Source organism: Spartinivicinus marinus (assembly GCF_026309355.1).
GTDB classification, from domain to species: domain Bacteria; phylum Pseudomonadota; class Gammaproteobacteria; order Pseudomonadales; family Zooshikellaceae; genus Spartinivicinus; species Spartinivicinus marinus.
This window is the reverse complement of the sequence record NZ_JAPJZK010000001.1, coordinates 3,204,628-3,228,476: the sequence shown is the minus strand read 5'-3', so window position 1 is coordinate 3,228,476 and position 23,849 is coordinate 3,204,628. Positions and strand designations below refer to the sequence as shown.

The 23,849-nt window shown below is 41.2% G+C and carries 20 protein-coding genes; 9 read left to right on the top strand and 11 right to left on the bottom strand.

What is annotated here, in order from left to right; all coding sequences use genetic code 11:
• Window positions 1-449: 449 nt before the first annotated feature.
• The 5 genes from OQE68_RS14550 to OQE68_RS14530 form a co-directional block, all read right to left on the bottom strand.
• The gene (locus tag OQE68_RS14550) at window positions 450-1,172 is read right to left on the bottom strand and encodes a uroporphyrinogen-III synthase (RefSeq protein WP_180568422.1); all 723 of its coding nucleotides are present in this window, start codon (window positions 1,170-1,172) and stop codon (window positions 450-452) included.
• Between the two features lie 2 nt (window positions 1,173-1,174).
• On the bottom strand, window positions 1,175-2,113 hold the full coding sequence (gene hemC / locus OQE68_RS14545) for a hydroxymethylbilane synthase (protein WP_180568423.1): 939 nt from the start codon (window positions 2,111-2,113) through the stop codon (window positions 1,175-1,177).
• 243 nt (window positions 2,114-2,356) lie between these two features.
• Complete coding sequence (locus OQE68_RS14540) at window positions 2,357-3,100, bottom strand: LytR/AlgR family response regulator transcription factor (protein ID WP_180568424.1); 744 nt, start codon at window positions 3,098-3,100, stop codon at window positions 2,357-2,359.
• An 8-nt stretch (window positions 3,101-3,108) separates the two neighbouring features.
• Complete coding sequence (locus OQE68_RS14535; RefSeq protein WP_219340020.1) at window positions 3,109-4,182, bottom strand: sensor histidine kinase; 1,074 nt, start codon at window positions 4,180-4,182, stop codon at window positions 3,109-3,111.
• Between the two features lie 241 nt (window positions 4,183-4,423).
• Window positions 4,424-6,097 (bottom strand): hypothetical protein, encoded by a 1,674-nt coding sequence (locus tag OQE68_RS14530; RefSeq protein ID WP_180568425.1) that lies wholly within the window; start codon window positions 6,095-6,097, stop codon window positions 4,424-4,426.
• A 223-nt stretch (window positions 6,098-6,320) separates the two neighbouring features.
• Between OQE68_RS14530 and argH the strand changes: the two genes are divergently transcribed.
• Complete coding sequence (argH, locus tag OQE68_RS14525) at window positions 6,321-7,724, top strand: argininosuccinate lyase (RefSeq protein WP_180568426.1); 1,404 nt, start codon at window positions 6,321-6,323, stop codon at window positions 7,722-7,724.
• An 85-nt stretch (window positions 7,725-7,809) separates the two neighbouring features.
• On the opposite strand, the gene OQE68_RS30860 is transcribed toward argH, so the two are convergent.
• From OQE68_RS30860 to ahr, 6 genes are all read right to left on the bottom strand, one after another.
• A complete protein-coding gene (locus OQE68_RS30860; RefSeq protein WP_180568427.1) occupies window positions 7,810-8,508 on the bottom strand; it encodes a PEP-CTERM sorting domain-containing protein in 699 nt (232 codons plus the stop codon).
• Between the two features lie 356 nt (window positions 8,509-8,864).
• Window positions 8,865-9,227 (bottom strand): SdrD B-like domain-containing protein, encoded by a 363-nt coding sequence (locus OQE68_RS14515; protein ID WP_180568428.1) that lies wholly within the window; start codon window positions 9,225-9,227, stop codon window positions 8,865-8,867.
• A 224-nt stretch (window positions 9,228-9,451) separates the two neighbouring features.
• Complete coding sequence (locus tag OQE68_RS14510) at window positions 9,452-10,075, bottom strand: DUF4360 domain-containing protein (RefSeq protein WP_180568429.1); 624 nt, start codon at window positions 10,073-10,075, stop codon at window positions 9,452-9,454.
• A 15-nt stretch (window positions 10,076-10,090) separates the two neighbouring features.
• Window positions 10,091-10,711, bottom strand: a complete 621-nt coding sequence (locus OQE68_RS14505) for a hypothetical protein (RefSeq protein WP_180568430.1) — start codon at window positions 10,709-10,711, stop codon at window positions 10,091-10,093.
• A 143-nt stretch (window positions 10,712-10,854) separates the two neighbouring features.
• Complete coding sequence (locus OQE68_RS14500) at window positions 10,855-11,415, bottom strand: DUF4360 domain-containing protein (protein ID WP_180568431.1); 561 nt, start codon at window positions 11,413-11,415, stop codon at window positions 10,855-10,857.
• Window positions 11,416-11,793: 378 nt separating this feature from the next.
• Entirely contained in the window at window positions 11,794-12,795 is a 1,002-nt protein-coding gene (gene ahr, locus OQE68_RS14495) for an NADPH-dependent aldehyde reductase Ahr (protein WP_180568432.1), read from the bottom strand.
• 382 nt (window positions 12,796-13,177) lie between these two features.
• Between ahr and OQE68_RS14490 the strand changes: the two genes are divergently transcribed.
• From OQE68_RS14490 to OQE68_RS14455, 8 genes are all read left to right on the top strand, one after another.
• Window positions 13,178-14,713 (top strand): type I restriction-modification system subunit M, encoded by a 1,536-nt coding sequence (locus OQE68_RS14490; protein WP_180568433.1) that lies wholly within the window; start codon window positions 13,178-13,180, stop codon window positions 14,711-14,713.
• 1 nt (window position 14,714) lies between these two features.
• Entirely contained in the window at window positions 14,715-15,920 is a 1,206-nt protein-coding gene (locus OQE68_RS14485; RefSeq protein ID WP_180568434.1) for a restriction endonuclease subunit S, read from the top strand.
• Window positions 15,921-17,840 carry an RNA/DNA-binding domain-containing protein gene (locus OQE68_RS14480; protein WP_180568435.1) on the top strand — a complete coding sequence of 640 codons (1,920 nt, stop codon included), beginning with the start codon at window positions 15,921-15,923 and terminating at the stop codon, window positions 17,838-17,840.
• A 74-nt stretch (window positions 17,841-17,914) separates the two neighbouring features.
• A complete protein-coding gene (locus OQE68_RS14475; protein ID WP_180568436.1) occupies window positions 17,915-21,193 on the top strand; it encodes a type I restriction endonuclease subunit R in 3,279 nt (1,092 codons plus the stop codon).
• Between the two features lie 20 nt (window positions 21,194-21,213).
• Window positions 21,214-21,996 (top strand): M48 family metallopeptidase, encoded by a 783-nt coding sequence (locus tag OQE68_RS14470; protein ID WP_255490849.1) that lies wholly within the window; start codon window positions 21,214-21,216, stop codon window positions 21,994-21,996.
• Window positions 21,997-22,796: 800 nt separating this feature from the next.
• Window positions 22,797-23,075 (top strand): helix-turn-helix domain-containing protein, encoded by a 279-nt coding sequence (locus OQE68_RS14465; protein ID WP_180568437.1) that lies wholly within the window; start codon window positions 22,797-22,799, stop codon window positions 23,073-23,075.
• A complete protein-coding gene (locus OQE68_RS31115; RefSeq protein WP_255490850.1) occupies window positions 23,072-23,353 on the top strand; it encodes a hypothetical protein in 282 nt (93 codons plus the stop codon). The genes OQE68_RS14465 and OQE68_RS31115 overlap by 4 nt, the downstream gene beginning before the upstream one ends.
• Complete coding sequence (locus OQE68_RS14455; RefSeq protein WP_266195886.1) at window positions 23,238-23,846, top strand: type II toxin-antitoxin system HipA family toxin; 609 nt, start codon at window positions 23,238-23,240, stop codon at window positions 23,844-23,846. Before OQE68_RS31115 ends, OQE68_RS14455 begins: the two co-directional genes overlap by 116 nt.
• The last annotated feature ends 3 nt before the right edge of the window (window positions 23,847-23,849 follow it).

The following is a 23,849-nucleotide window of genomic DNA, read 5'->3' as shown; positions in this document are numbered from 1 at the left end:
TATGGATTTTATGAATCATCCAGGTTCAGGATCTCTATTTTTCTTGTAACAATTTCTCTTGTAGCAATATAAGAAACTTAAACACTTGTTAGGAGCACCCGAGAAATAACTTGAAAAAGTTTTGACTCAAAGGTGCCCGTCTGACAAGACGCAAAAACGAAGGCATAGTGGGCCTATGTCAAGTTTTTGCAACACTGTCAGGCGGGATGGATTGGTGGCAAAAGTTCAAGTTAATTCTTGGGTGCTCCTTAATCACAGTTTGAAAATACCGCCTATGTAAGACTCTTGTAACCTAAATTAGTGCAGACGACGGCAATTAGCCATACCACTCTGTAAGCCACCTCAAATAATGGTGACAACTTTATAATCATACTAGTGCTTGTTGACGTTTGCCTGAAGATCGCTGCTGTGATTAATAGCTCAATCAAGACCTAGTGAGCACAAATAAGCTACATGAGCACTTTTATCATCGCCTCTTCACTGGCTCCATTAGCATTAATCACTTGGCTAAAGCCCAGTTCTGCAGATAAATCAGCAACTCTGGCACTGGGTACAACTAGCTTCATCTCATTTCGCCACTGTGGATCTAACAAGCTTGCCAAGTGAGTAACAATTTCACCACTGGTGGCCACAATGGTATCAGTCTGATGGCTAGCAAGCAGGTGTTGTACATCAGTTTTGTTATATTGTGCTGGCACACGCTGATAAAGTGGCAGTTCAGTTACCCGGGCTCCTCGCTGCTGCAGCACTTGATTTAATAAGTCTCGCCCACCTTTACCTTTCACTATCAATATTTTATTTTCAGCCACCTGCTGTAACTGCGGACTTGTCAATAATGCTTCACTATCAACACCTGCAGAGCAACTTGCCTCAATATCCCACTCAGCTAAAGTAGCAGCAGTTTTGTTACCAATAGCAAACCACTGAATTTCAATTGGCCACTGAGGCCAATATTGATCCATCAGCATCCCCAAGCGTTTTGCACTGTAAGGGCTAATGACAATCACCTGCTTAAACAAATCTACATTCAGAATGAGTTGCCTGATTTCAGCCGTTTCTGGTAAATCAGTCCGCTCCAGCATAGGTAATGCCCAAGCCTGTAGTCCCTGCTGCTGAAGACTAGCTACTAGTTTAGAGGCTTCGGGCTCTGGTCTGGTAATTAATATCGACATGTTTATTGATAAAGTTTACTGAGGATGTCACCTGCTCCTTGGTTGAGCAGATCTTCTGCTAGGTCGACACCAAGCTTTTCAGCCGTTTGCAGATCATCCACCCCTGAGACTTGTTGACTTTGCTGGCTGGTTATAAAGTGCGTGCCATCAGGCTCAGCCACCAATCCACGCATTGCTAGTTGCTGATCTGACAATTGTGCAAAACAGGCAATAGGCACTTGGCAACCACCTGCTAACCGACGATTCATTGCTCGTTCAGCACTGACACATAAGGCAGTTTCTGCATGATGCAAAGGGGCTATTAGCTTGATAATAGCCTCATCAGTTGTACGACACTCAATACCAACAGCCCCTTGGCCACCTGCCGGAAGGCTTTGTTCAGGGCTTATAAAACTACTGATTCGATCAGCAAACTCTAGTCGTTTTAGACCTGCAGCCGCTAAAATAATGGCATCATATTGACCATCATCGAGCTTGGCGAGCCGAGTATTAACATTGCCGCGTAAAAACTGGATAGTTAAGTCTGGTCGTAGCTTAAGTAATTGTGATTGGCGACGCAGGCTGGAAGTACCAACGACAGCGCCTTCTGGCAACTCTTCAATAGTCGTATATTGATTAGAGACAAAAGCATCACGAGGGTCTTCACGCTCACAAATAACAGGTAAACACAACCCTTCAGGAAACTCCATGGGAACATCTTTCATAGAGTGCACGGCAATATCAGCCTCATTGGCTAGCAGGGCATTTTCCAGCTCTTTTACAAACAAGCCTTTGCCACCCACCTTAGCCAGAGGTGAGTCTAAAAGCTGATCACCTCGACTAGTCATTGGCACTAATTCAACTGTTAAGTTGCTATGATGGGAAAGTAATTGCTGTTTGACGAAATTAGCCTGCCATAGGGCTAAAGCACTTTTACGGGTTGCTATGCGTAACGTTTTCACATCTAAATCCGGCTACAATCGAGTAAATTCTTATGCTTATGATAAGTGAGCAAACCTAATTTAGCATCTATACCATTCACTAGATGTAAATACTGGTATGTACTCACAGCGAAGGGTTTTTAGGCGAGGCCACCGAGCGATGAAGCCCCAGGAGTTTAGTAAACTAAATGACTGGGGTGAAGAGTGATGGTAACAAAGCTTAAAAATCATTCGCAAAGAGTATACTATTGCCAGATTCATTGGCTAAAGTGTTTGCAGCAATTTACGCAACCCTGCTACATGACGTCGACTAATTTGCAATGGCTCAACAACCCCTTTTAAACGCACTTCATAACCACCTTCATCGTTTCGGTTCATCCCTTCAATGGCATTTTTTGCTACTAGTGCATTACGATGAATTCTAACAAAAGCCCCTTCAAATTCTCTTTCAAGATCTTTTAGGGTTTCATCAATAAGCACTTCTCCTTTTGCATGCTTTACTGTTACGTATTTATTATCAGCAATAAAATAGCAGACTTCATTAAGGGGAATTAACTCTACCCCTTTGTAAGTTTTGGCACTGATATGGCTTCGTTTTTCTGACTGCTCCCCAGGCCGAAACTGGTTAATGGCATTTAATTGAGAGCGATTAGTTTTTTTCGCATTATTTAATGCTTGTTCAAGCGCACTTTGCTTGACTGGTTTTAACAGATAGCCTACCGCCTGAACATCAAATGCATCTAAGGCATATTCGCCATAAGCCGTACAAAAAATAACAGCGGGAGGGCATTCCATTTCACATAAATGTCGCGCGGCTTCCAGGCCACTCATATTGGGCATACGAATATCCATCAGTACTACATCAGGGTTGAGCCGCTGGGCTATTTCCACTGCGTCCACACCATTACGCCCTTCTTCTTCCAGGGGGCTATAGCCATCAACCTGCTCTAACATACGTCTTAGTCGATCTCGAGCAAGTGGCTCATCATCCACGATCAATACTTTCATTACACCCTCTAAATGTCTGCTTGATCACTAGTGCTACATGGATAACTTAGCTGGGTTACAAAAACTTTCTCTTGTTGTTGGACTGATAATGACGCTTGCTTTCCATAAAGCGCCTGAAGTCGAGCTTCTATATTTTGGATAGCCATTTGGTTGCCACTTTTTGGCTTAGCAATATAAGCAGCATCAACTGGGTTATGAATACTAATAGTCAGCTGCTGGTTATCATAATGACCTTCAATGCTAATCGTTCCTCCTTCAGCTAACGGTTGAATGCCATGATATACCGCATTCTCTAACAGTGGCTGTAGAGTAAGAGGAGGAATCGGCAAGCTATCTGGCACCCCCTCCAGGTTCCATTTCACCTGAAGTCGCTCACCTAAACGATGCTTCTCTATACGTAAGTATTGCTTACAAATCTCTAACTCGTCAGCCAAAGTGACTTTGGCCGCCACCTCATCCAAACAAGCACGTAATAATGCCGCTAAGTCTTCAACAGCTTGTTCTGCTTTCTCTGGTGAAATCTGAATTAAGCTGGCAATACTGTTCATGCTATTGAAAAGAAAATGAGGGTGAATTCTGGCCTGTAGGGCTTGTAAGCGAGATCGAAGTTCAGCTTGTTCCTGTTTACGTAGCTGTTGTTGAACATAAAAATAACGGAGCAATAGGCTGGTAATAATCAGGGCAACCAACAGATTTTTTGAAACATGCCAGGTATCTAGTTGCGGCCAAAACTGATTCCAATCGAACGGGTAAATCACCCACTCAGCAGCAAGCGAAAATACCAGTGTGACAAGTAAAACAATGCTATAGCACGCAGCTAAAGCATATCCAAGCGGTGCCCCCAAAATCAGAGGCCTGATCCAACATAGGCAGCCTGCACTCACTAGCACTACCCATTGAACAAAGAATGAAGTTAATGCCAGATGGTTCCAATCAAAGCCCATAGAGCTGGGAAGCGCTAAGACTAAAATCAGTACAAATAACTCTGCAAGCACCACCAGCATAAATACTGCTCTGGTAGTACAAAGATCTGGCAAAAAGAACTCTTGATCTAGCCAGTCACCAGTTTCAGATGCTTTCACGACACTATCCGCCAATCGTTATCTATATTATTTTTAACACGTATAAAAATACTCACAAGGATAGTGGATAAATAAGATCCTTTTCTTGTCAATTGTGTGAATTAAGTCGCCAACAATAGCGAAGAAGAGAGGGACAGGCTCAAAAATAACAAAAATGAATGGAGTAATAGGCTATCACTCCATTCATTCAGACACCCTCAGAAAAGGTTAGGATGAAGGTATAATTAGTTTAAAACCACCGTTATGTTTCTAAATAGCGCTTCTTAATTCCAATGCCTTCAAGGGCAGAAAGCTCAGCCTTAGTAAGAGAGCTAAGACCACCAATATAGCGGGACTCAGGCAAAGCAATGGGTGCTTCTTTACCCAGCCGCTGAGCTGTGACTTCGGCTAACTTTTCCAATGTAGTCGTCAGCTTTGTAGGCAACGAGATAAGTACCTGACCTGCTTCGGTTTCCATTAGCTCATCAGATAAGCTCAACTTCCCTGTTGCAAAGTCAAAAACCCCACGCCATTGCGCACTGTCATTCCCTGTTGTTTTTTGGAATGCTGCGCTTATCGTAGCCTGTGGTAGTTGGCTCACCTGTTGTTCCAACTCACTCGCTATAAATTGATTACGCTTTACTGCATCAAATTGATCTTCTGGGTTTTCTTTATTTTTCTCTGCCCACAGCTTATCTGTATTATTAATGAAATGCTTCAATGTTGTTGCTATAACACCAAGATTGGATTGCTTGGATGACAGTTTATTACCTAATAGTTCATTACCTAATAGTTGAATGGGGCTTGAAACTGCAAGCGTCCTTAACCACTGTAAATCTGCTGTCGTTTTTACTTGCCCTTTAATATCATAAAAAGACAGCTGGTTTTCAAAAAATTTATTCGCTAAAGCTTGTTGCTGTTCAGGTGACAGCATCAGCTTATTCTTTGATTTGACTGTAGAACTTAAATAGCTTGTTGCATCCAATAGAGTTTTTGACTTGTCATCAGTTACAGAGCGGCCATAGAACCCTGTAGCCTGATCCAAATTGATTTTTTTACCAGTAAAGGAATCTTCTATAACAGCTGATTCATATTGACTTTCAAGCGCCTGAATCTTCAACTCTTGATCTAAGGCCTCAATCTCTTCATCTAGTTTAACCATCTCTTGATCAAGCTGATTCCGCAAGTTATCAAGTTCTTGTTCTTCTTGAATAACCTTATCTAGTAACTCAGCTTTCGCTGCCACCTTTTGCAAGTCACTCTGCACTTTTGCAATTATGTCTTGTTTTTGTTCATCACTAAGTGCTTCAGGTAATTGCTTGGTTTCAATCACTGCAGCTTTCAGTAGTGCACCTTTATCACCCCATTGCTGAAAAGCAACACTTGTAACTGACATAGCAAGAATTTCTTTTGCTAGATCTTTAATTCTTGCATTATCACTATCCGTCAGCGCTGTAAGAGCCGTGGTCATTTTTCGAAAAGCCCCATTACCACTCGCAAGAGCATCATGACTATCAAAACTTAACTGGCCGACTGCTTTACCAAATTCTTTTACTGTAAAAGTAATCTCTTTTTCCCGTTCTTTAGCATATTCGGCTTTTTGTTTTAGTATCTCAGGGCTATCGTTCTTAGCCTGTAAGACTGGTGAGCCAATACTAATACTTGAGTGAGGATGAGCCTGGCTAAAAAGTGTGGTCATCTTTTCAGATAGGACTGCTTTAGCCTGGCTAAAAAATGAGGCGAGTCCTCGTTTAGCCTGTTGAAGTGGCTGCATCAGACGCTCAAAAAAATTTTTACTTGCATCACCAGCCTGATCAAGCTTAACGGTTCTTCCAGATAAGCTTCCTTCGGGTGATTGCTGTACTTGCTGTACAGCTAGTCTCCCATCATCATGAGTTTCCGATACGGAACCCCTATTTACACTTAATATACTCATCAACATCTCCTAACTGTCCTAACAGTTAATTGTTAATACAAAAAGACAGTAGTTAAATGGTACACGCTGTGATTAAGCGACTACTTATCAACAAGGCGTAACTTTTTAGCTTGGAGTAACTTCAGATACATATTGACACAACTACCTATGGCACGATGACAGACTGATAGTTGTATAATCTATTTTTCACCAATTAGTTTTAATCGGGAATCGGGGATAACCAATGTCGGATAAATCATCAAATCATGCCAACCAACAATGGGGGGGACGCTTCTCAGAGCCAACAGATCAATTTGTGGCCAAATTTACTGCATCAATTGATTTTGACAAGCGACTTTATCGACAAGATATCAGCGGCTCCCTGGCCCATGCAGCCATGCTAAATAAGGTTGGCATTTTAACTGATCAAGAGTTGTCCGATATTCAACAAGGCTTGCAGGATATTCAAACAGCCATTGAAGCCGGTGAAATTGAGTGGTCTGTGGCCTTGGAAGATATTCATATGAATATTGAAGCACGCCTAACTGACCGCATTGGCATTACTGGCAAAAAGCTCCACACGGGCCGCTCTCGTAATGATCAAATCGCTACCGATATACGCCTGTATTTACGCGATGAAATTGATGTTATCTGCCAGGAAATCACCCGGCTACAACAAAATTTGGCTAATCTGGCTGAGCAAGAAACTGAGACCATTATGCCAGGCTTTACCCATTTACAAACCGCCCAACCCGTCACTTTTGGTCACCACCTAATGGCTTGGTTTGAAATGCTCAGCCGTGATTATGAACGCCTACAGGACTGCCGCAAGCGGGTGAATATATCACCACTTGGCGCTGCAGCCTTAGCGGGCACTACCTACCCGATTGATCGTGAGTTTACTGCGCAGCAATTAGGCTTTAGCAAACCCAGTGAAAATTCGTTAGATTCTGTTAGCGATCGGGATTTTGCCATTGAGTTTTGTTCAGCGGCCAGTTTAATCATGACTCATTTGTCGCGTATTTCTGAAGAATTAATTCTCTGGACTTCAGCCCAATTTAATTTTATTGAGTTGCCCGATAGGTTTTGTACTGGTTCTTCTATCATGCCACAAAAGAAAAACCCCGATGTACCTGAGCTGGTAAGAGGAAAAACAGGGCGTATCACCGGCCATTTAATTTCATTACTCACTTTAATGAAATCTCAACCATTAGCTTACAACAAAGATAACCAAGAAGATAAAGAGCCTTTATTTGATACCGTAGATAATCTGAAGGGCTGTCTGCGTGCTTATGCTGATATGGTACCAGCGATAAAAGCTAATAAAGAAAGTATGTATGAAGCAGCCAAACGTGGTTTTTCCACTGCCACTGATTTAGCCGATTATTTAGTAAAAAAACAGATGCCCTTCCGCGATGCCCATGAGGTTGTAGGTAAAGCAGTTGCCTATGGCATTGCCCAAAATAAAGACCTTTCTGAAATGAGTTTGGAAGAGCTACAGCAGTTTTCCAACACAATTGAGCAGGATGTATTCGATGTACTCACCCTGGAAGGCTCAGTGAATGTGAGAAACCATATTGGCGGCACAGCACCCGCTCAGGTGAAAGCAGCTATTGAAAGAGCTAGAGAATTATTAGCATCAAGATAAAAAAGACACTGCTAAAATAAAATAACCAATAAAAAAGGGTATACGATGTATACCCTTTTTTAATTCGGTTGTAATGAGTAATAAATTACGCTTTTTGCTTACGCTTTTTCATACCCATAGCAGAAAGACCTAAACCCAGGCCCAATAGTGCAATACTACCTGGAACAGGAACCGGATTGACTGGGTCAACATAGTGAAGGCCACCAGCACCAGCAAACTGCACATCAGATCCATTACCAATTTCAACGTTAATGAAACGACCGTTATAAGCACCAATTGTTTTACGGGAAGCTGAAATTTGAATGCTATTAATGCTTTCACCTACTGAAAGGTTAAAGTCAGAAAGGTCAAATAAACCAGCAAAAACACCTCGGCGTTGATTAGCTGTACTTATTCCAGGGCCAATCAGGTTATCAGCAAAAATATCTTTATAAACGCCATTAATGGTTACACCAATAGTACCACCCCAGATAATAGAAGGCCGATACATAAAAATAGCACCATCTTTACCAGCTCTATTTTTAATTGGATTTGCATAAGTTAAGGTGAGGTTTTTGTTCATGGCGTTGCCATGAGGCCAGAAGGTATATCTGCCAGTATGAGGATTAGCATCGCCAACCGGATGCAGACCTGGACCAAAGTTTTTCCCACCATAGCTTACTGACGCCACTAAATCATTCGAATCAATGCTATGTTGATTATCAATTTTAATTAAACCAGCCTGAGCCTGCATGCCAACAAATGTAAGTGCGCAAGTCATTAGCCCTATTTTCGTTATTTTCACTTCGTAATACTCCTGAGAAAATTATTGACCTACTTCACAAGATGCTTCCCTGCTCTTTTCAGACTTTACTGAGAAGGTTTAGCAACGTGAACAATGCTTTTAGCAAGCACTAGATAGGCAAAATTCAGGCCAACAAAAAATTCCTTTAAATCACGCTACTTAGCAAGATTTATGGCAATAAATGTAAATTAATCTGACTTAATTATTAAGATAAAATGAGACTTTATTAAACTTTAGAGTGTGAAGCAGAAGCAAGAGAGAAGTGAGTTTGTAGAAAATATAATTGAAGTTTGGCGAGAATTAAAGGGTGGTAAGCAAACCACCCGGCCAGGAAAGTCGTTAAAAAACAAATATAATTAGCAAGCCCCCCAAGGAGATACGATGACTTTATTATTAATTCCACCTTTCATCTGTGGACCATTATATGTGAACTCTTTACCACTTTTTAAGACAAACCGTATTTTATAGCTACCCGGCTTAATACCAGAAAACTGATAGTTTCCATTTAATGCTGTTACTGTAGAAGCTACCTGAGTACCTTTACATGTTAGCAGCTGAACCGCAGCACCATTAATGCCTTGCTCGTTATCTTCTTGAATACCATTGGCATTTTTGTCATTCCAAATATGGTCACTAATCGAAACATTATCAGCCGTTGCGACAGCAGAAAGAGAAAATACGCTTAATAAAATTGAAACTGAAAGTATTTTTTTCGACATTGTAAAAACCCTGGCTAAAAGAGAATTGATATTCAAGTTCTTAATCAATGCCGATAAGGTACCAGAATTGATCAATATTCAAACAACCTGGTTTTATTAGTATGACGCGTATAACAAAAGGAGTTGAGTAAATATGATGTGGTTCATAAAGCAGGTTTCAAACCCTGCTGAGATACTTACAGAAAGCCTACAGGGATAGGTGCAATTACCTACCCCTCCTTAAATCATTCGCGAGATGCATGACAGCGCTGATAATCTATTTTAAATTTAACCGTTGCTGCTCCTTCATCAATATTAAGTACGGTTTTTAACCCTTTAGCTATAAGGTTAATTTTTGCAACTAAATAAACCCGCTCATTACCACAGCTCGTATAAATTGGCTCTCCCCAAGAGTCGAAAACAACATCTTGCAAGCTGCCATAATCATAATAGTAATTTTGCCGCCCCCTAACAGCATAATAGGGGGAGGTTATACCATCATCAGACATACTTTGATGAATGATAACTCCAGCCTCTCCCTCCTCATTTAAGCTAACGGTGCCCTCTATCCCTAAACGGCTAAAGCTTACCTGATAGCCTTCAGGAATGATCAGTGGGATTTGAATAGAACAACTTGTTTCTACTTCATTACTATTCATTGAAACTGCTTGAAATTGGTTAAATATTAAGTCAATTGTGCCATCATCATTAGCATCAGCAGCTACCCCTTTACAAGTACATAAAGGGTTAGTCTCTGGGCACCAGGTACTGCTGGGTATAACAATGCGTTCAAACTCCGGGGTAATAGCAAAACCAACAACAGGGTATAAACTAATTGCGTAAACCAATATATTTTTTGAGAAGGGCATTTTCTATTTACTCTATTATTCTGCCAGACAGTCTTGCAACTCTACCTTAGGTAAAACCAAGGAACGAATAACCGTAGATTGATACTCTGTGGGGACACTCAGTCGATTTAGAAACTCTGTATCAACAGTTATGGATACTTTTAAATTAAGAGATTGGCCACAGCTATTGATTTTATTGCTCATAGGCTTAGTTAAGGCAACATTACCTTTCGCCAACCCACTAAACTGCCAGATAGATGCCTCCCCAACCCCACCCGCTTGTCGATAGCGTAAACTTACCGAGTGTTTACTTGCTTCTGTAGACTCGGTTGCACCAGTTACAGTAATGGCTGGGATAATTGCTCGTTGTTGTTGTGGTACTAATAATACATATTTGATAACACATATCGCCCTATCTTGAAGCTTCTCAGGCCCTATTGTCGTTACCAGATTTTCAAAACTAATAAGGGTATTGCCAGATACCGGATCATATTTAACCGTTGCACTTTCATTGCAACTGTCGCCTAAAAATTTAATATCACTAATTATTGAGTCAGTGCTATTTGATGAAATAAGTTGATTTGCATTTAAATGAGTAACAGCAGAAATCAAAAATAATGCTGATACGCTCTTAAATAAAAGCTTTTTATATTGCATGGTAAAAGCCTTTTTACAGTATAAGGAAGCCTAACCCCAAATGATTCAACAGGCTACAGAAAATATTTTCATGCACCTCAGTGAAGAAATACTCAGGTTAAAAGGCTTCCAGATTACACATCAGTTATTTGCCTGGTTTTCAGTTAAAACTGCCCACACTGAACCATTTCATAACCATAATTAACAGTTCTTCCTGCAGCTTCATCGATTACTACCCGGCCATTTTCTGCCTCTACGGTTATAGACGTTTTAAATGTGACTGTCTGACCGCAAGGCGAAAATGAGTAACCAGCAAAGTTTTTATTAACTGTTATATTTTGAGGAAAGTTACTTGGGAAAAACTCTTGAATCGCCGCATTTCCAGTAGTACCTGCCAAGCGGTGACGTAATACAATTTGTCCTTTCCCGTTATATTGAATCATTGCAACCCCTTCAAACCCTACCCGACTAATTGCCAGCTGATAACCAGCAGGCATTTGAATCGGAAACTTCACAACACAGGTTTTCCGCTCACGCCCACCATAGGCCTCAGCCTGGGGTTGCTCATCAAAAATAATATCAAATGACTTATCAGGGTTAGTATCAACCAAACCGGAACAGCCACCTAAGAAACGAACCTTTTCTGGATCTATCCCTATACCATCTCCATAAGCTAATGAAGAAGCTGAAATAACCAAACTGGAAACAAGTGCAACGTATTTCATGGTCTATCCTTATCTATTCATCCTTGAAAGTAATTAAGAACTACCGAGAAAACCGCTTATTTTATTGGATACCCTAACATCAGGGCTAATTACAGCTGCTAGCAAACCAAATAAGCTTCAATGGTTATTGCTAAAAAATACTGCAACAATAAAAGGACAAAATAATGCCAGCTGCATAGACTCAGATCAACAAATATTCTCTTTTTAATTTTTTTGTTTTTTGTAATGTTACACAAAAATAAAACTATGAAATATATTCATATGCAATAAGCTACACTTCTATACTCTTCGCGAATTATTCTTTGGAAAAATCGTCTAGGACTCTTCTAACAAGAAAATCCAGACATTCTAAAGTCATTCGTGACGAGCATATGTTTTTTATTTCTCTAATACTATTCTATAACGCGCCTTGCCACTTTCTAAATGGGCCAAAGCTTCGTTGACTTGACTAAATTTAAACATTTCAACCATTGGCTTGATATTATGTTGAGCGGCAAATTCTAACATTTTTGCAATATTGCCAGGACTGCCTACTGGCGAGCCAGAAATAGAACGTTGCTGCATGATTAAGCCAAAAACATTGATATCAAGCGGCTCCAAAGTTGCCCCGACAAAATGTAAACGTCCTTTGGGTTTGAGTGTTGAAAGGTAAAGATTCCAGTCCAGCTTGACGTTAACGGTAGAAAGCATAAAATCAAAGCGCCCAGCGGCTGCCGCAATGGCTTCAGAGTCACGAGAGTTGAGTGTGTGGTGAGCACCTAATGACTTTGCCTCTTCAGACTTACTCTCACTAGAAGTAAATGCTGTTACCTCACAGCCCCAAGCATTCAAAAACTGCAAAGCTAGATGCCCTAAGCCCCCAATGCCGATTACCGCCACCTTATCCGTTGGTTTAATGTCAAACTGCACCAATGGATTAAACACCGTAATGCCACCGCAAAACAATGGGCCCGCCGACTTTACATCAATACCTTCTGGTAGCGACACCACACATTTAGCATTAGCCCGCACCTTATCCGCAAAGCCACCATGATGTCCCACAATGGTTCCTTGAGCGGTTAAACACAAATTATGATCCCCCGCATTACAGTGTGAGCAAGCCTGGCAATAGTCAGCATGCCAACCTAATCCAACCAACCGACCCGCCTGTAAATGGGTAACATGCTCACCCACTTGAGCAACCCGACCAACCACTTCATGCCCAGCAACCAGTGGATATTCAGATAACCCCCATTCATTATTAATCATCGATAAATCTGAGTGACAAATACCGCAATAATCCACATCAATCTCAACTTCCTGAGGCCCCAACTCACCTGGGTCATATTCAAATTCCGTTAATTTACCTTTGGGTTCTAAAGCGGCGTAGGCTTTGATCATGGTTTGTCCTTAAAAATTTTATGATGTATTTGAAACACTAAAAATAGCTCTTTTGATTTTTAGTCTATGATAATGACATTTAGTTTAACCAATGTCGTTAAGTAGTGTTTCTTTAGGTTAGATAAAATCTATGAGCAAAAAAACAATAGTAATTCAAGGTTAGACTTCAAATTTAATAGCTTAACTCAGCTGTCTTTAACCACCAGAAAACACAGGCACTCCATAGCACTTTGGCCTCTTTATGAATACAGCATAAAGTGCCTCAGATATATAAACTTGGTATAATCCAAGGGCAGTCTGCGCATATTTTATTGCTTCAACTGTTTTATAGAACATTTTTTATACAAAACCCTAAACTAAATATTAAGTTAGGTTTATAGGTATGACATCCATTAATCAAGATTCTATCAACAAGGCCTTATGGGCAGCCTGCGATACCTTCAGAGGTACCATCAGTGCCGATACCTATAAAGACTTTATTCTGGCTATGCTGTTCTTGAAGTACATCAGTGATGTATGGCAAGACCATTATGAAGCATACCAAAAAGAGCATGGTGATGAGCCAGCGTTGATTGAAGAGCTAATGAAGCAAGAGCGCTTTGTGCTCCCCAAATCCGCCAGCTTTTACACGCTCTGGGAACACCGCCACGAGCCTGGTAATGGTGAGCGCATTGACCAGGCACTGCATGCGATTGAAGAAGCGAATGGCAACAAATTAAAAGACGCCGGTAAGAGTGTATTCCAGGATATATCTTTTAACACTGACCGGCTCGGTGAAGAAAAACAAAAGAACACTATCTTACGCCACCTGCTAGAAGACTTTGCCAAACCTGAACTCAACCTGAAGCCCAGCCGGGTCGGTTCACTGGATGTCATTGGTAATGCCTACGAATACTTAATCAAAAACTTTGCTGCCAGCGGCGGACAAAAAGCGGGTGAGTTTTACACCCCACCTGAAGTATCTGAACTGATTGCTGAGTTACTGGACCCAAGGCCCGGCGATACCATTTGCGACCCAGCCTGTGGTTCCGGCTCGTTATTAATGAAATGTGGCCGAAAAGTAAAAGAGCACCACAACAGCAAAAACTATGAGCTCTACGGTCAGGAAGCGATTGGTTCAACCTGGTCATTAGCCAAAATGAACATGTTTTTGCACGGTGAAGACAACCACAAAGTTGAATGGGGCGATACCATCCGCAATCCTAAATTGCTGGATAAAAACGGTAATTTAATGCTGTTTGATATTGTTACTGCCAACCCACCCTTCTCGCTAGATAAGTGGGGCCATGACGAAGCAGCGCACGATAAATTCAGCCGGTTCCGCCGAGGCATTCCACCTAAAACCAAAGGGGACTATGCCTTTATCCTGCATATGATCGAAACCCTCAACCCCACCACTGGTCGAATGGGTGTAGTAGTCCCCCATGGCGTATTATTCCGCGGCAGCAGTGAAGGGAAAATCCGCAAGCAATTAATTGACGAAAATTTATTAGATGCCGTAATTGGCCTGCCAGAAAAATTATTTTACGGCACAGGTATACCCGCCGCTATTTTATTATTTGCTCGTGATAAACAAGATGATTCCGTCATGTTTATCGATGCCAGCCGAGAATGTAAAGCCGGCAAAAACCAAAACATACTCATTCAAGACAATATCGATAAAATCGTTAACACCTATCGTGGTGGTGAAAATGTCGATAAATACGCCTACGTCGCCAGTTTAAAAGAAATTCAAGAAAACGATTACAACCTGAATATCCCTCGTTATGTAGATACCTTTGAAGAAGAGGAAGAAATTGATTTGATAGCTGTGCGACAACAGCGGGAACAATTAAAGGCTCAGTTGGCAGAGCTAGAAGTGGAAATGGCTGGGTATTTGGAGGAGTTGGGATACGATTCACTGGCCGGGGGAGTATAGCATGAAACTACCCAATAGTTGGACAAAAGAACCTCTGCATAAAGTGCTACTTACTCTAAAAGACGGAACCCATTTTTCTCCAAAAAGCACAAGTGGAGCATTTAAATATATTACCTCAAAGAACATTAAATTTGGTACTATGGACCTATCAGATATATCATATATTTCTGAGGAAGAACATCGAAAAATATTTAAGGCTAGTCCAGTTCAATATGGAGATGTATTATTAACTAAGGATGGTGCAAATACAGGTAATGCTGCGTTAAACGTTTTAGCAGAAGAATTCAGTCTATTATCAAGCGTTGCTATTCTAAGTGGAAAAAAAAACATACTAGTAAATAACTTTCTTATTCAAATATTACTAAGCCCTATGGGGCAGTCACTAATCAAGTCCCAAATGGCAGGCCAAGCCATCACAAGATTAACTTTAAAAAAAATTGGAGAGCTAGTATTTCCCATCCCCCCCCTCCCCGAACAAAAAAAAATAGCCAAAATCCTATCCACCTGGGACAAAGCCATTACCACCACAGAACAACTACTAGCTAATAGCAAACAACAGAAAAAAGCATTAATGCAGCAGTTGTTAACAGGTAAAAAGCGTTTGCCGGGGTTTAGTGGACAGTGGTGCAAAAGACTAATTTCTGAATTTATAATAGAAAGTCGAACTCCAGGAAATACTGGCGATATAGCAAAAAAAATCACCATAAAACTTTATGGTCAAGGTGTTATACAGAAAAAGGAAACTCGCTCTGGCAGTGAGTCCACAAAATACTATATTAGAAAATCAGGCCAGTTCATTTATAGCAAACTTGACTTCTTAAACGGTGCATTTGGAATTATACCTGAAAACTTAGATGGGTATGAGTCAACTCTAGATTTACCTGCTTTTAACTTTTTACCTGAAGTTTGTCCTAAATGGTTCCTTTACTTCGTTTCTAGAGAGGAGTTTTATAAAGCTAATCTAGGGCTCGCCAATGGTGGTAGAAAAGCTAGACGTGTCAATCCTAAAGAACTTTTAGAGTTAAAAGTACATTCACCAAGCCTTAAAGAGCAACAAAAAATCGCCACCATACTCTCAACCGCAGATAAAGAAATCGAAACCCTACAACAAAAACTCGACTGTTTAAAGCAAGAGAAAAAAGCCTTAATGCAGCAATTATTAACCGGCAAACGCCGAGTTAACGTTGACGAGTTGGAGGTTGCCTAAATGGATTGGTCGGTGGAGGAGGTTTATCAGGAATTAATAGCGCTGGATGAGCACCCTCGCATCGAGGCGAAACGCGCCACACATATTGGCGACTCTATTATGCAAACCGTTTGTGCATTTGCTAATGAGCCTGGGTCAGGTGGCGGTTTTTTATTACTAGGTATTTCTGAACCTGATGAAACACACAACAATTATTGGGTAACAGGTGTTACTGATACCGATAAACTACTGAACGAATTACAAGGCAATTGTCGTACCCAATTTGATATTGCGATACCAGTACAAAGCCAGCATACCGCTATTGAGGGTAAGCTGGTGATAGGCGTATTCATACCTGAGCTAGACCCAGCCGCCAAGCCCTGTGGTTTTATTGGCAAGCATGGCAGTAAAAACAAACGTAAAACGGGGGTATGGCGCCGCGGCTTAAATGGTGACTATGAATGCTCTCAACAAGAATTAGCACCATTATTACTGGCTAAATCAGGAATGAGTTTTGAGCAGGTTATTTTATCGGGTGCTGAATGGGATGATTTAGACCCTTCTGCCATTGAGCTTTACCGGCAACTACGCTCCCGAGTGCGTCCTCAGGCAGAAGAGCTGCAAGCCTCTGATGAGGAAATGCTGCGTGCATTAAGGCTGGTAGAAAAACGTAATGGCAGCTATCTACCCAATGTAGCTGGGTTATTGTTACTAGCTAAACCGCTATCTCTACGCCGTTTACTGCCTGTCGTCAGGGTAGATTATGTACGTATTCAAGGCACCCAATGGGTAGAAGACCCAAGCCAGCGTTTTGCGACAACCCAAGATTTTCGCGAACCGATTATTCGGCTAATTACCCGGTTAGAAGCCACCATTTTGGATGATATGCCTCGTCACTTCATTTTAAAAGAAGGCGAAACGCAACGAGCAGACCAACCATTACTGCCCCACAAAGTGGTTCGAGAGGCCGTGGTCAATGCACTTATGCATCGTGACTACCAAGTAAATCAACCAACCTTGGTGGTGCGTTACAGTAACCGGCTGGAAATTCGCAATTCGGGTTACTCCTTAAAGCCAGAAACCATGCTGGGTGAAATGGGCTCGCAGCTCCGCAACCCGATTATAGCCGCCGTATTATATGACCTAGACTTTGCCGAAACCAAAGGCACTGGCATTCGCACCATGCGCCGCTTATTAACCGAAGCAGGGCTTACTGTGCCGGTTTTTACCAATCACCAGCTGGAAAACCAATTTACCGCCACCTATTTATTGCACCAGTTAATGGATGCAGAACAACTAGAGTGGTTAAAGCAGTTTTCATCATTGCAGCTAGCCGATGTAGAAGCAAAAGCGCTGGTGCTGGCGAAGGAAATGAGAGCTATCGATAACGGGGCATTACGGTCTATTACTGGCTTGGACACTCTAACAGCAAGCCAAGTGCTAGGAAAACTATGCAAAGGTTATCAGCTGCTAGTAAAAGGGGGAAAAGGGCCTGCAACTTACTATCGCTTATCAGCTGAAAGTATTAACCAAACAACAGAGCAACCTTCAAATAGCAGTGACCTCAAACTAAATAGCAGTGACCTCAAACTAAATAGCAGTGACCTCAAACTACATAGCAGTGACCTTAAACAAGAAAACCGTGACACGCCGGAGTTATCGGATAGTTTGCAGCAAGCTATTACAGAACTAACCCCTAAGGCACGTAAAGAAAAGCTATGGCCCATTATTTTAATGCTGATTGCAACTACCCCAAGAAATGCTGAAGCACTTGGTGCTCTATTAAAACGAGATGTCAGCAGACTTAAAACCAGCCATTTAAACCCGCTAAGAGAACAAGGGCTAATTAATTATCTTTACCCAGAGGTGGTTAACCACCCTGAGCAAGCTTATCAAATTACTCCTAAAGGGAAAGAGTGGCTAAAGGATCACCCTATTTAACTTTGTAACTTATTGATTCAAAGCCTTAACTGAGTCAAATATAAAGCAGTATCTGTATAGAATAAGGATTCATCATGCAAACTGGCCCAAAATTTCAAGAAGAATACAGCGCCAAAATCCCTGCTTTAACATTGCTGAGCAAACTTGGCTGGACATTTTTACCCCCAGAGCAGGCATTAAAAATTCGTAACAATAATACCAGTGATGTACTATTAAAAAGTGTTCTCAAACAAGAGTTAAAAAAGCGCAGCTTCCCGTTTAATGGCAAAAACCACAGGTTAAGCGATAAAGCAATCGACAATATTATCAGCATAATTGCCAGCCCAGCGCTTAACGAAGGCTTAGGAGCAGCTAATGAAAAGCTCTACAACCATTTGCTCTACGGTATTTCAGTTACAGAGTTTATTGAGGGCAAAAAAGCCAACCCCACCATCCCCTTGATTGATTGGCATAATACTGAAAACAACAACTTTCTCTTTACTGAAGAATTCACTGTGTTACGCAGTAATGGCATAGAAAGTCGCCGACCTGATATTGTATGCTTTGTTAATGGCATTCCTTTTGTCGTCATTGAAGCGAAACGCCCAGATAGCCAGGCCAAAAAAGGCCCAACAGTTGAAGAAGGGATTTCTCAATGCCTGCGTAATCAGCACAACGATGAAGTTCCACAACTATTTGCCTATAGCCAATTATTACTATCAATTAATGGTACTGACGGACGTTACGGCACCTGTCATACACCGGCAAAATTTTGGGCAACCTGGCGTGAAGAAGATATCAGTGAAACTGAAATGACAGGTTTGAAAAACCAAAGACTTTCTACAGAACAAAAATCGGCTATTTTTACGCATCGACCAGCGAAAGACTCAGATTGGTATGAAACACTCATTGCTAGCGGCGAACTGATCGTAACAGGGCAAGATAAATTACTCATCAGTTTATTAACACCTAAGCGATTACTAGACATGACGCGCTTCTTTACCTTGTTTGATAAAAAAGCCGGGAAAATAGTCGCCCGTTATCAACAGGTATTTGGAATTAAGCGCTTAATTGAACGCATTAGCACTCACAACAATAAAGGTGGCCGCGAAGGTGGTGTAATTTGGCATACCACAGGATCAGGCAAGTCCTTCACTATGGTGTTTTTAAGTAAAGCATTAATATTACATGATTCACTCAAACAGTGTCGCATTATAGTGGTAACCGATCGGATAGACTTGGAGAATCAACTCAGCAGCACTTTTATGTCCAGTGGCGAGCTGGCTGCAAAAAAAGATAAAGCTGCTGCCATGGCTACATCAGGACAACGCCTGGCAGAACAAATTGGCCAAGGCAATGAGCGTATTATTTTTTCATTAATTCAAAAGTTTAATAGCGCCACTCAGCTACCGGCTTGTAAAAATAATAGCGCCGATATTATTGTGCTGATTGATGAAGGACACCGCAGTCAAGGCGGCGGAAACCATATGAAGATGAAGCAGGCATTACCAAACGCAGCATTTATTGCATTTACAGGCACCCCTTTATTAAAAGAAGACAAAACAACCAACAAATTTGGCCCCATCATCCACGCTTACACTATGCAACGCGCAGTGGAAGATCAGGCGGTCACACCTCTGCTTTATGAAGAACGTATCCCTGATTTAGATGTTAATGAACGAGCAATCGACAGCTGGTTTGACCGTATCACTGAAGGGCTGACTAGTGAACAAAAAACTGACTTAAAACAAAAGTTTGCTAAAAAAGGTCAAGTCTATCAATCAGAAGACAGGCTTCGCTTAATCGCACTGGATATTGCCAATCACTTTGTCAAAAATATTGATGATGGGTTAAAAGGCCAACTAGCTTGCGACAGTAAAGAATCAGCTATTAAATATAAACAGTATTTAGATGAGGCAGGGTTATTTGAAAGCGCAGTGGTTATGAGCCCACCTGATACCCGTGAAGGCAACACGACGGTTGATGAAGCTTCAATTCCAGAAGTAACACAATGGTGGAAAGAGAATGTAGGTAACCAGGAAGAACAAGCCTACACCAGACAAGTGATCGACCGCTTTAATAAAGACGACGAGCTTAAACTGTTGATTGTCGTGGACAAGCTACTCACCGGTTTTGATGAACCGAAAAACACGGTGCTTTATATTGATAAACCACTTAAAGAGCACAACCTCATCCAGGCGATTGCCCGAGTGAATCGTTTACACCCACACAAGAAGTTTGGCTTATTAATTGACTACCGTGGTATTTTAGCTGAGCTTGATACCACTATCCAAAAATACCAGGACTTAGCATCTAGAACCCAAGGAGGCTATGACATTAATGACATTGCCGGCCTCTATAATCAAATGAACACTGAGTATAAGCGTTTACCCCAGCTGTATAAAAGACTGTGGAGTATTTTTAGTGGCGTTAAAAATAAAAGTCAAATTGAACAATTACGGCAGGTATTGATCCCAAAGATTGTTGAAAAAGACGGCGAGCTAGTCGATGCCAATTTAAAAGTGCGAGATGACTTTTATGAAGCACTTACCGAATTTTCCAGCTGCCTGAAAGTGGCATTACAATCCGCTACATTTTATGAAGATAAAAGCTTCAGCGATGAAGATCGCCGCCACTATAAAGAAACAGTTAAACAACTGTCTAATTTACGCCAAGTAGCCAAACGAGATGCTGGCGAAACCGTTAACTATGATGAATATGTGAGCCAGGTGAAAAAGCTGTTAGATAAGCATGTAGTAGGTGTAGAAATAAAAGAACCAGATGGTGTTTATGCGGTAAGCAAAATGGGTCAGCAACAAAAACCCGAACAATGGAGTGAAGAAAAAACCCGTAATGAAACAGATATCATAAAAACCCGAGTAACAAAAATGATTGAGCAGGATTTACGTGATGATCCTTATGCTCAGGAAGCTTTCTCAAAGCTACTACGCAAGGCTATTGAAGAGGCTGAGCAGCAATTTAACCACCCACTCAAGCAGTATTTGATTTTTCATGAACTTGAAACAAAAGCCAGCGCCCGTCAACTGGATGATATACCCAAGGCTCTGTCAGGAAATATCCATGCACAAAAATATTTTGGTGTGTTTAAGAAAGTATTACCAGCAGCTTTTTCTGTATTTAATGAAGACGAGCAAAAGACTTGGATTGATTTAGCATTTAAAATAGAAACACTGGTTGAAAAGGCTGTTGCAGAAAATTCCATTAATCCACAAAATATAGAAGCCGCTATTCGTAAACAATTGTTACCTATACTATTTAAAGAATGCAAAACCATCGGTAGCGGTATGGACCAAGCGAAAGCTATAGTAGAGTGGGTGGTACAAATTACCCGTGTAGGTATATCAGACACTTAGATTCTTCACTACTAGCTAGAATGAGTACATTTATTGAGCATAACAAGACCACTACTACGCTAACAAACCGAATGTTAGCGTTTTACTATGGCGATGAGTGTATTACTTTTGAGCGAACAAACCGAGTTAACTCAATACAACGAGTGCTTATTAAAGTATACCCGGACTGCCGGGTATGTGCTCATGCTCCATCTACTGCAAGTGACGCAGAAGTATTAGAGGCCGTTAAAAAGCGAGCCCGCTGGATTTATCAACAATTACGAAACTTCCGTGAACAGTTAACCCATATCACCCCCAGGCAATATATCAGTGGCGAAAGTTATTATTATTTGGGCAAGCAATACATGCTTAAAGTACTAGAAGCACCTGAAGCAGCTCCGAACGTCAAGCTATTTAGAGGCAAGCTTGAAGTTACCGTACAAAAGCGAAACCCTAAAAAGGTTCAGGCTTTAATTGAAAGTTGGTACAAGTCCCGAGCCAAAGAAATATTTGCTAAACGCCTTGACGCAGTTATAAACCAAACCCTATGGGTAACTGAGCAGCCTCCATTACACCTTCGTACCATGAAAACCCAATGGGGTAGTTGCTCTCCTAATGGCCGCTTAACCCTCAACCCTCATCTGGTTAAAGCCCCGTGCGAATGTATCGATTATGTCATACTTCATGAACTCTGCCATATTGCAGAACATAATCACAGCGAACAGTTTTACCGCTTAATGAAACAAGTAATGCCTAGCTGGGAAAAAGTAAAATCCAGATTGGATGGCATGGCAGCTAGTTTTCTTAATGGGATTCAAAAGTAGCGTAGCAAAAGAGCTGCCAATAGCTTTTTTCGCCTAAAGCTGTGGAGCCAACAAGATTTAATCGATCAATTATTTGCTAATTACGATAAATTAGGCAAGGAAATTAAGGCGGAATTACCTCTAAAGCAGGTTTGGGCTGTCGCAGTACAAGAATAACCTGTATTTAAGGAGGCTATACCAAGCCTCCAACACTATTCACTTCGATTTCTTATCAATCCACCATTTTCTCACCAAACAGCACCTTTAATTCTTCCTGCAAACGTCGTTTGGGCTTGTGCTCAACACGTGCTCTTTCATTTAGTTTGATACTAAAGCAGCTGTTGCTCTATCTGTAATTTTATTGAGTCGCTATAAAAGCTTGCCCATTTATAATAAGCGTGGCTATCTATAAACAAAAAACTCAGCCCGAGTTCATTTACTTTTACTTTGTACAGGTTAGAAACCAAGATAATAGTCTCTGCTTCGCTGAGTGACTTATTATTTATTGTTGAGATATTGGCTACCATCAGTGGTGTTCCTTATGTGCTTAACCATAGGAATGTGCATATTTCATCATTACAAGACAGATTATGCATTAATATCAACCTGAAGACTAAAGCTGAGTGCATTATGCACATCAAATGATGTAGATACGGGCATAAAGTCATTACTCAACAACTATTTATATATTGTTATCCCTACTTAGCTTACTTTGACCTTTCCAGAATCACTCACCAAAAGGATACTATTATATCTATAATTGGACTATATCTATAATAATAGCTACTATTATATCTATAAAGTAGCTTACAAGGTGATGTATGAAACGCTTATCTTTGCTGTCTCCTGCCGATATTCAGCAACAGCTAGCAGAGGCCATTCGTCAAAAGCGCAAAGCCATGAAGCTTTCACGTGAAGCACTGGCGGAAAAAAGTACTGTTCCCGCCCCCACGATTAAGAAGTTTGAAACTACAGGGCAAGTCTCGCTGCGACAGTTTATTTTATTATGGCAGTGTGTTGATGATTTGGAGCGACTAGCTGAACTTTATAGAGTACAACCAACAAAGCCCCAAAGTATCGATGAGGTACTTGGTAAATGAGCAACTTTAACCCAATCAATAAGCTAGAGGTGTTTCGTCGACTAAGTAGTAATGAGAGAGTAGCTGTTGGCACTTTGGCTCAAAATGCTCAAGCTGTATTTTTTCAATACCATAGTGATTACTTGCAGCACTATGACAACCTCTCGCCATTTAACCTTCAGTTTGATAATAGTCTCCAGCAAGCACCAAAGTCACCTCATATGGGTTTACATATGGCAATTAATCCACCCACCGAGCAGTTCTGGTGCAATAGCTTGGTTAGCGTTGAAGCGCTTTGACTACTCACCAGAAAACGGGCGCTATCACCTTCATAGCCTATGTGGATTAGTAGATGCGGATTTTAGGATGCCGTCCATGGATTATGAAGACCTAATTAAAGTTAGTGCAGTGCTATGTAAAAGCCCTGCTGCTGGAAAAGCCCAGTTTCGCCGAGCAGTATTTAACCTATTTGCGTTAAATCAAGATGACCACAGTAAAAACTGGGCATTTTTGCAGGATGACCTTGGTCAATGGCAGCCTTCCCCTTTTTATGATGTAACCTTTAGCCCCACGCCTCATGGTGAGCACAGTACTGCCTTTGGTGGTTTTGGTAAGACCCCTCCATTAAAGGTTATTCAACAATTAGCACGGCAAGCTAATTTCCCAAGCTGGAAGCAGGCTCAAGAAGTGGTTACCGAGGTGGTTGACGCTTTATCCAAATGGAACGATGTAGCTAGCCAGCTGAGCATTTGTATAGAAACCAAACGCTTAATTAGCAAACAGCACCTTTAATTC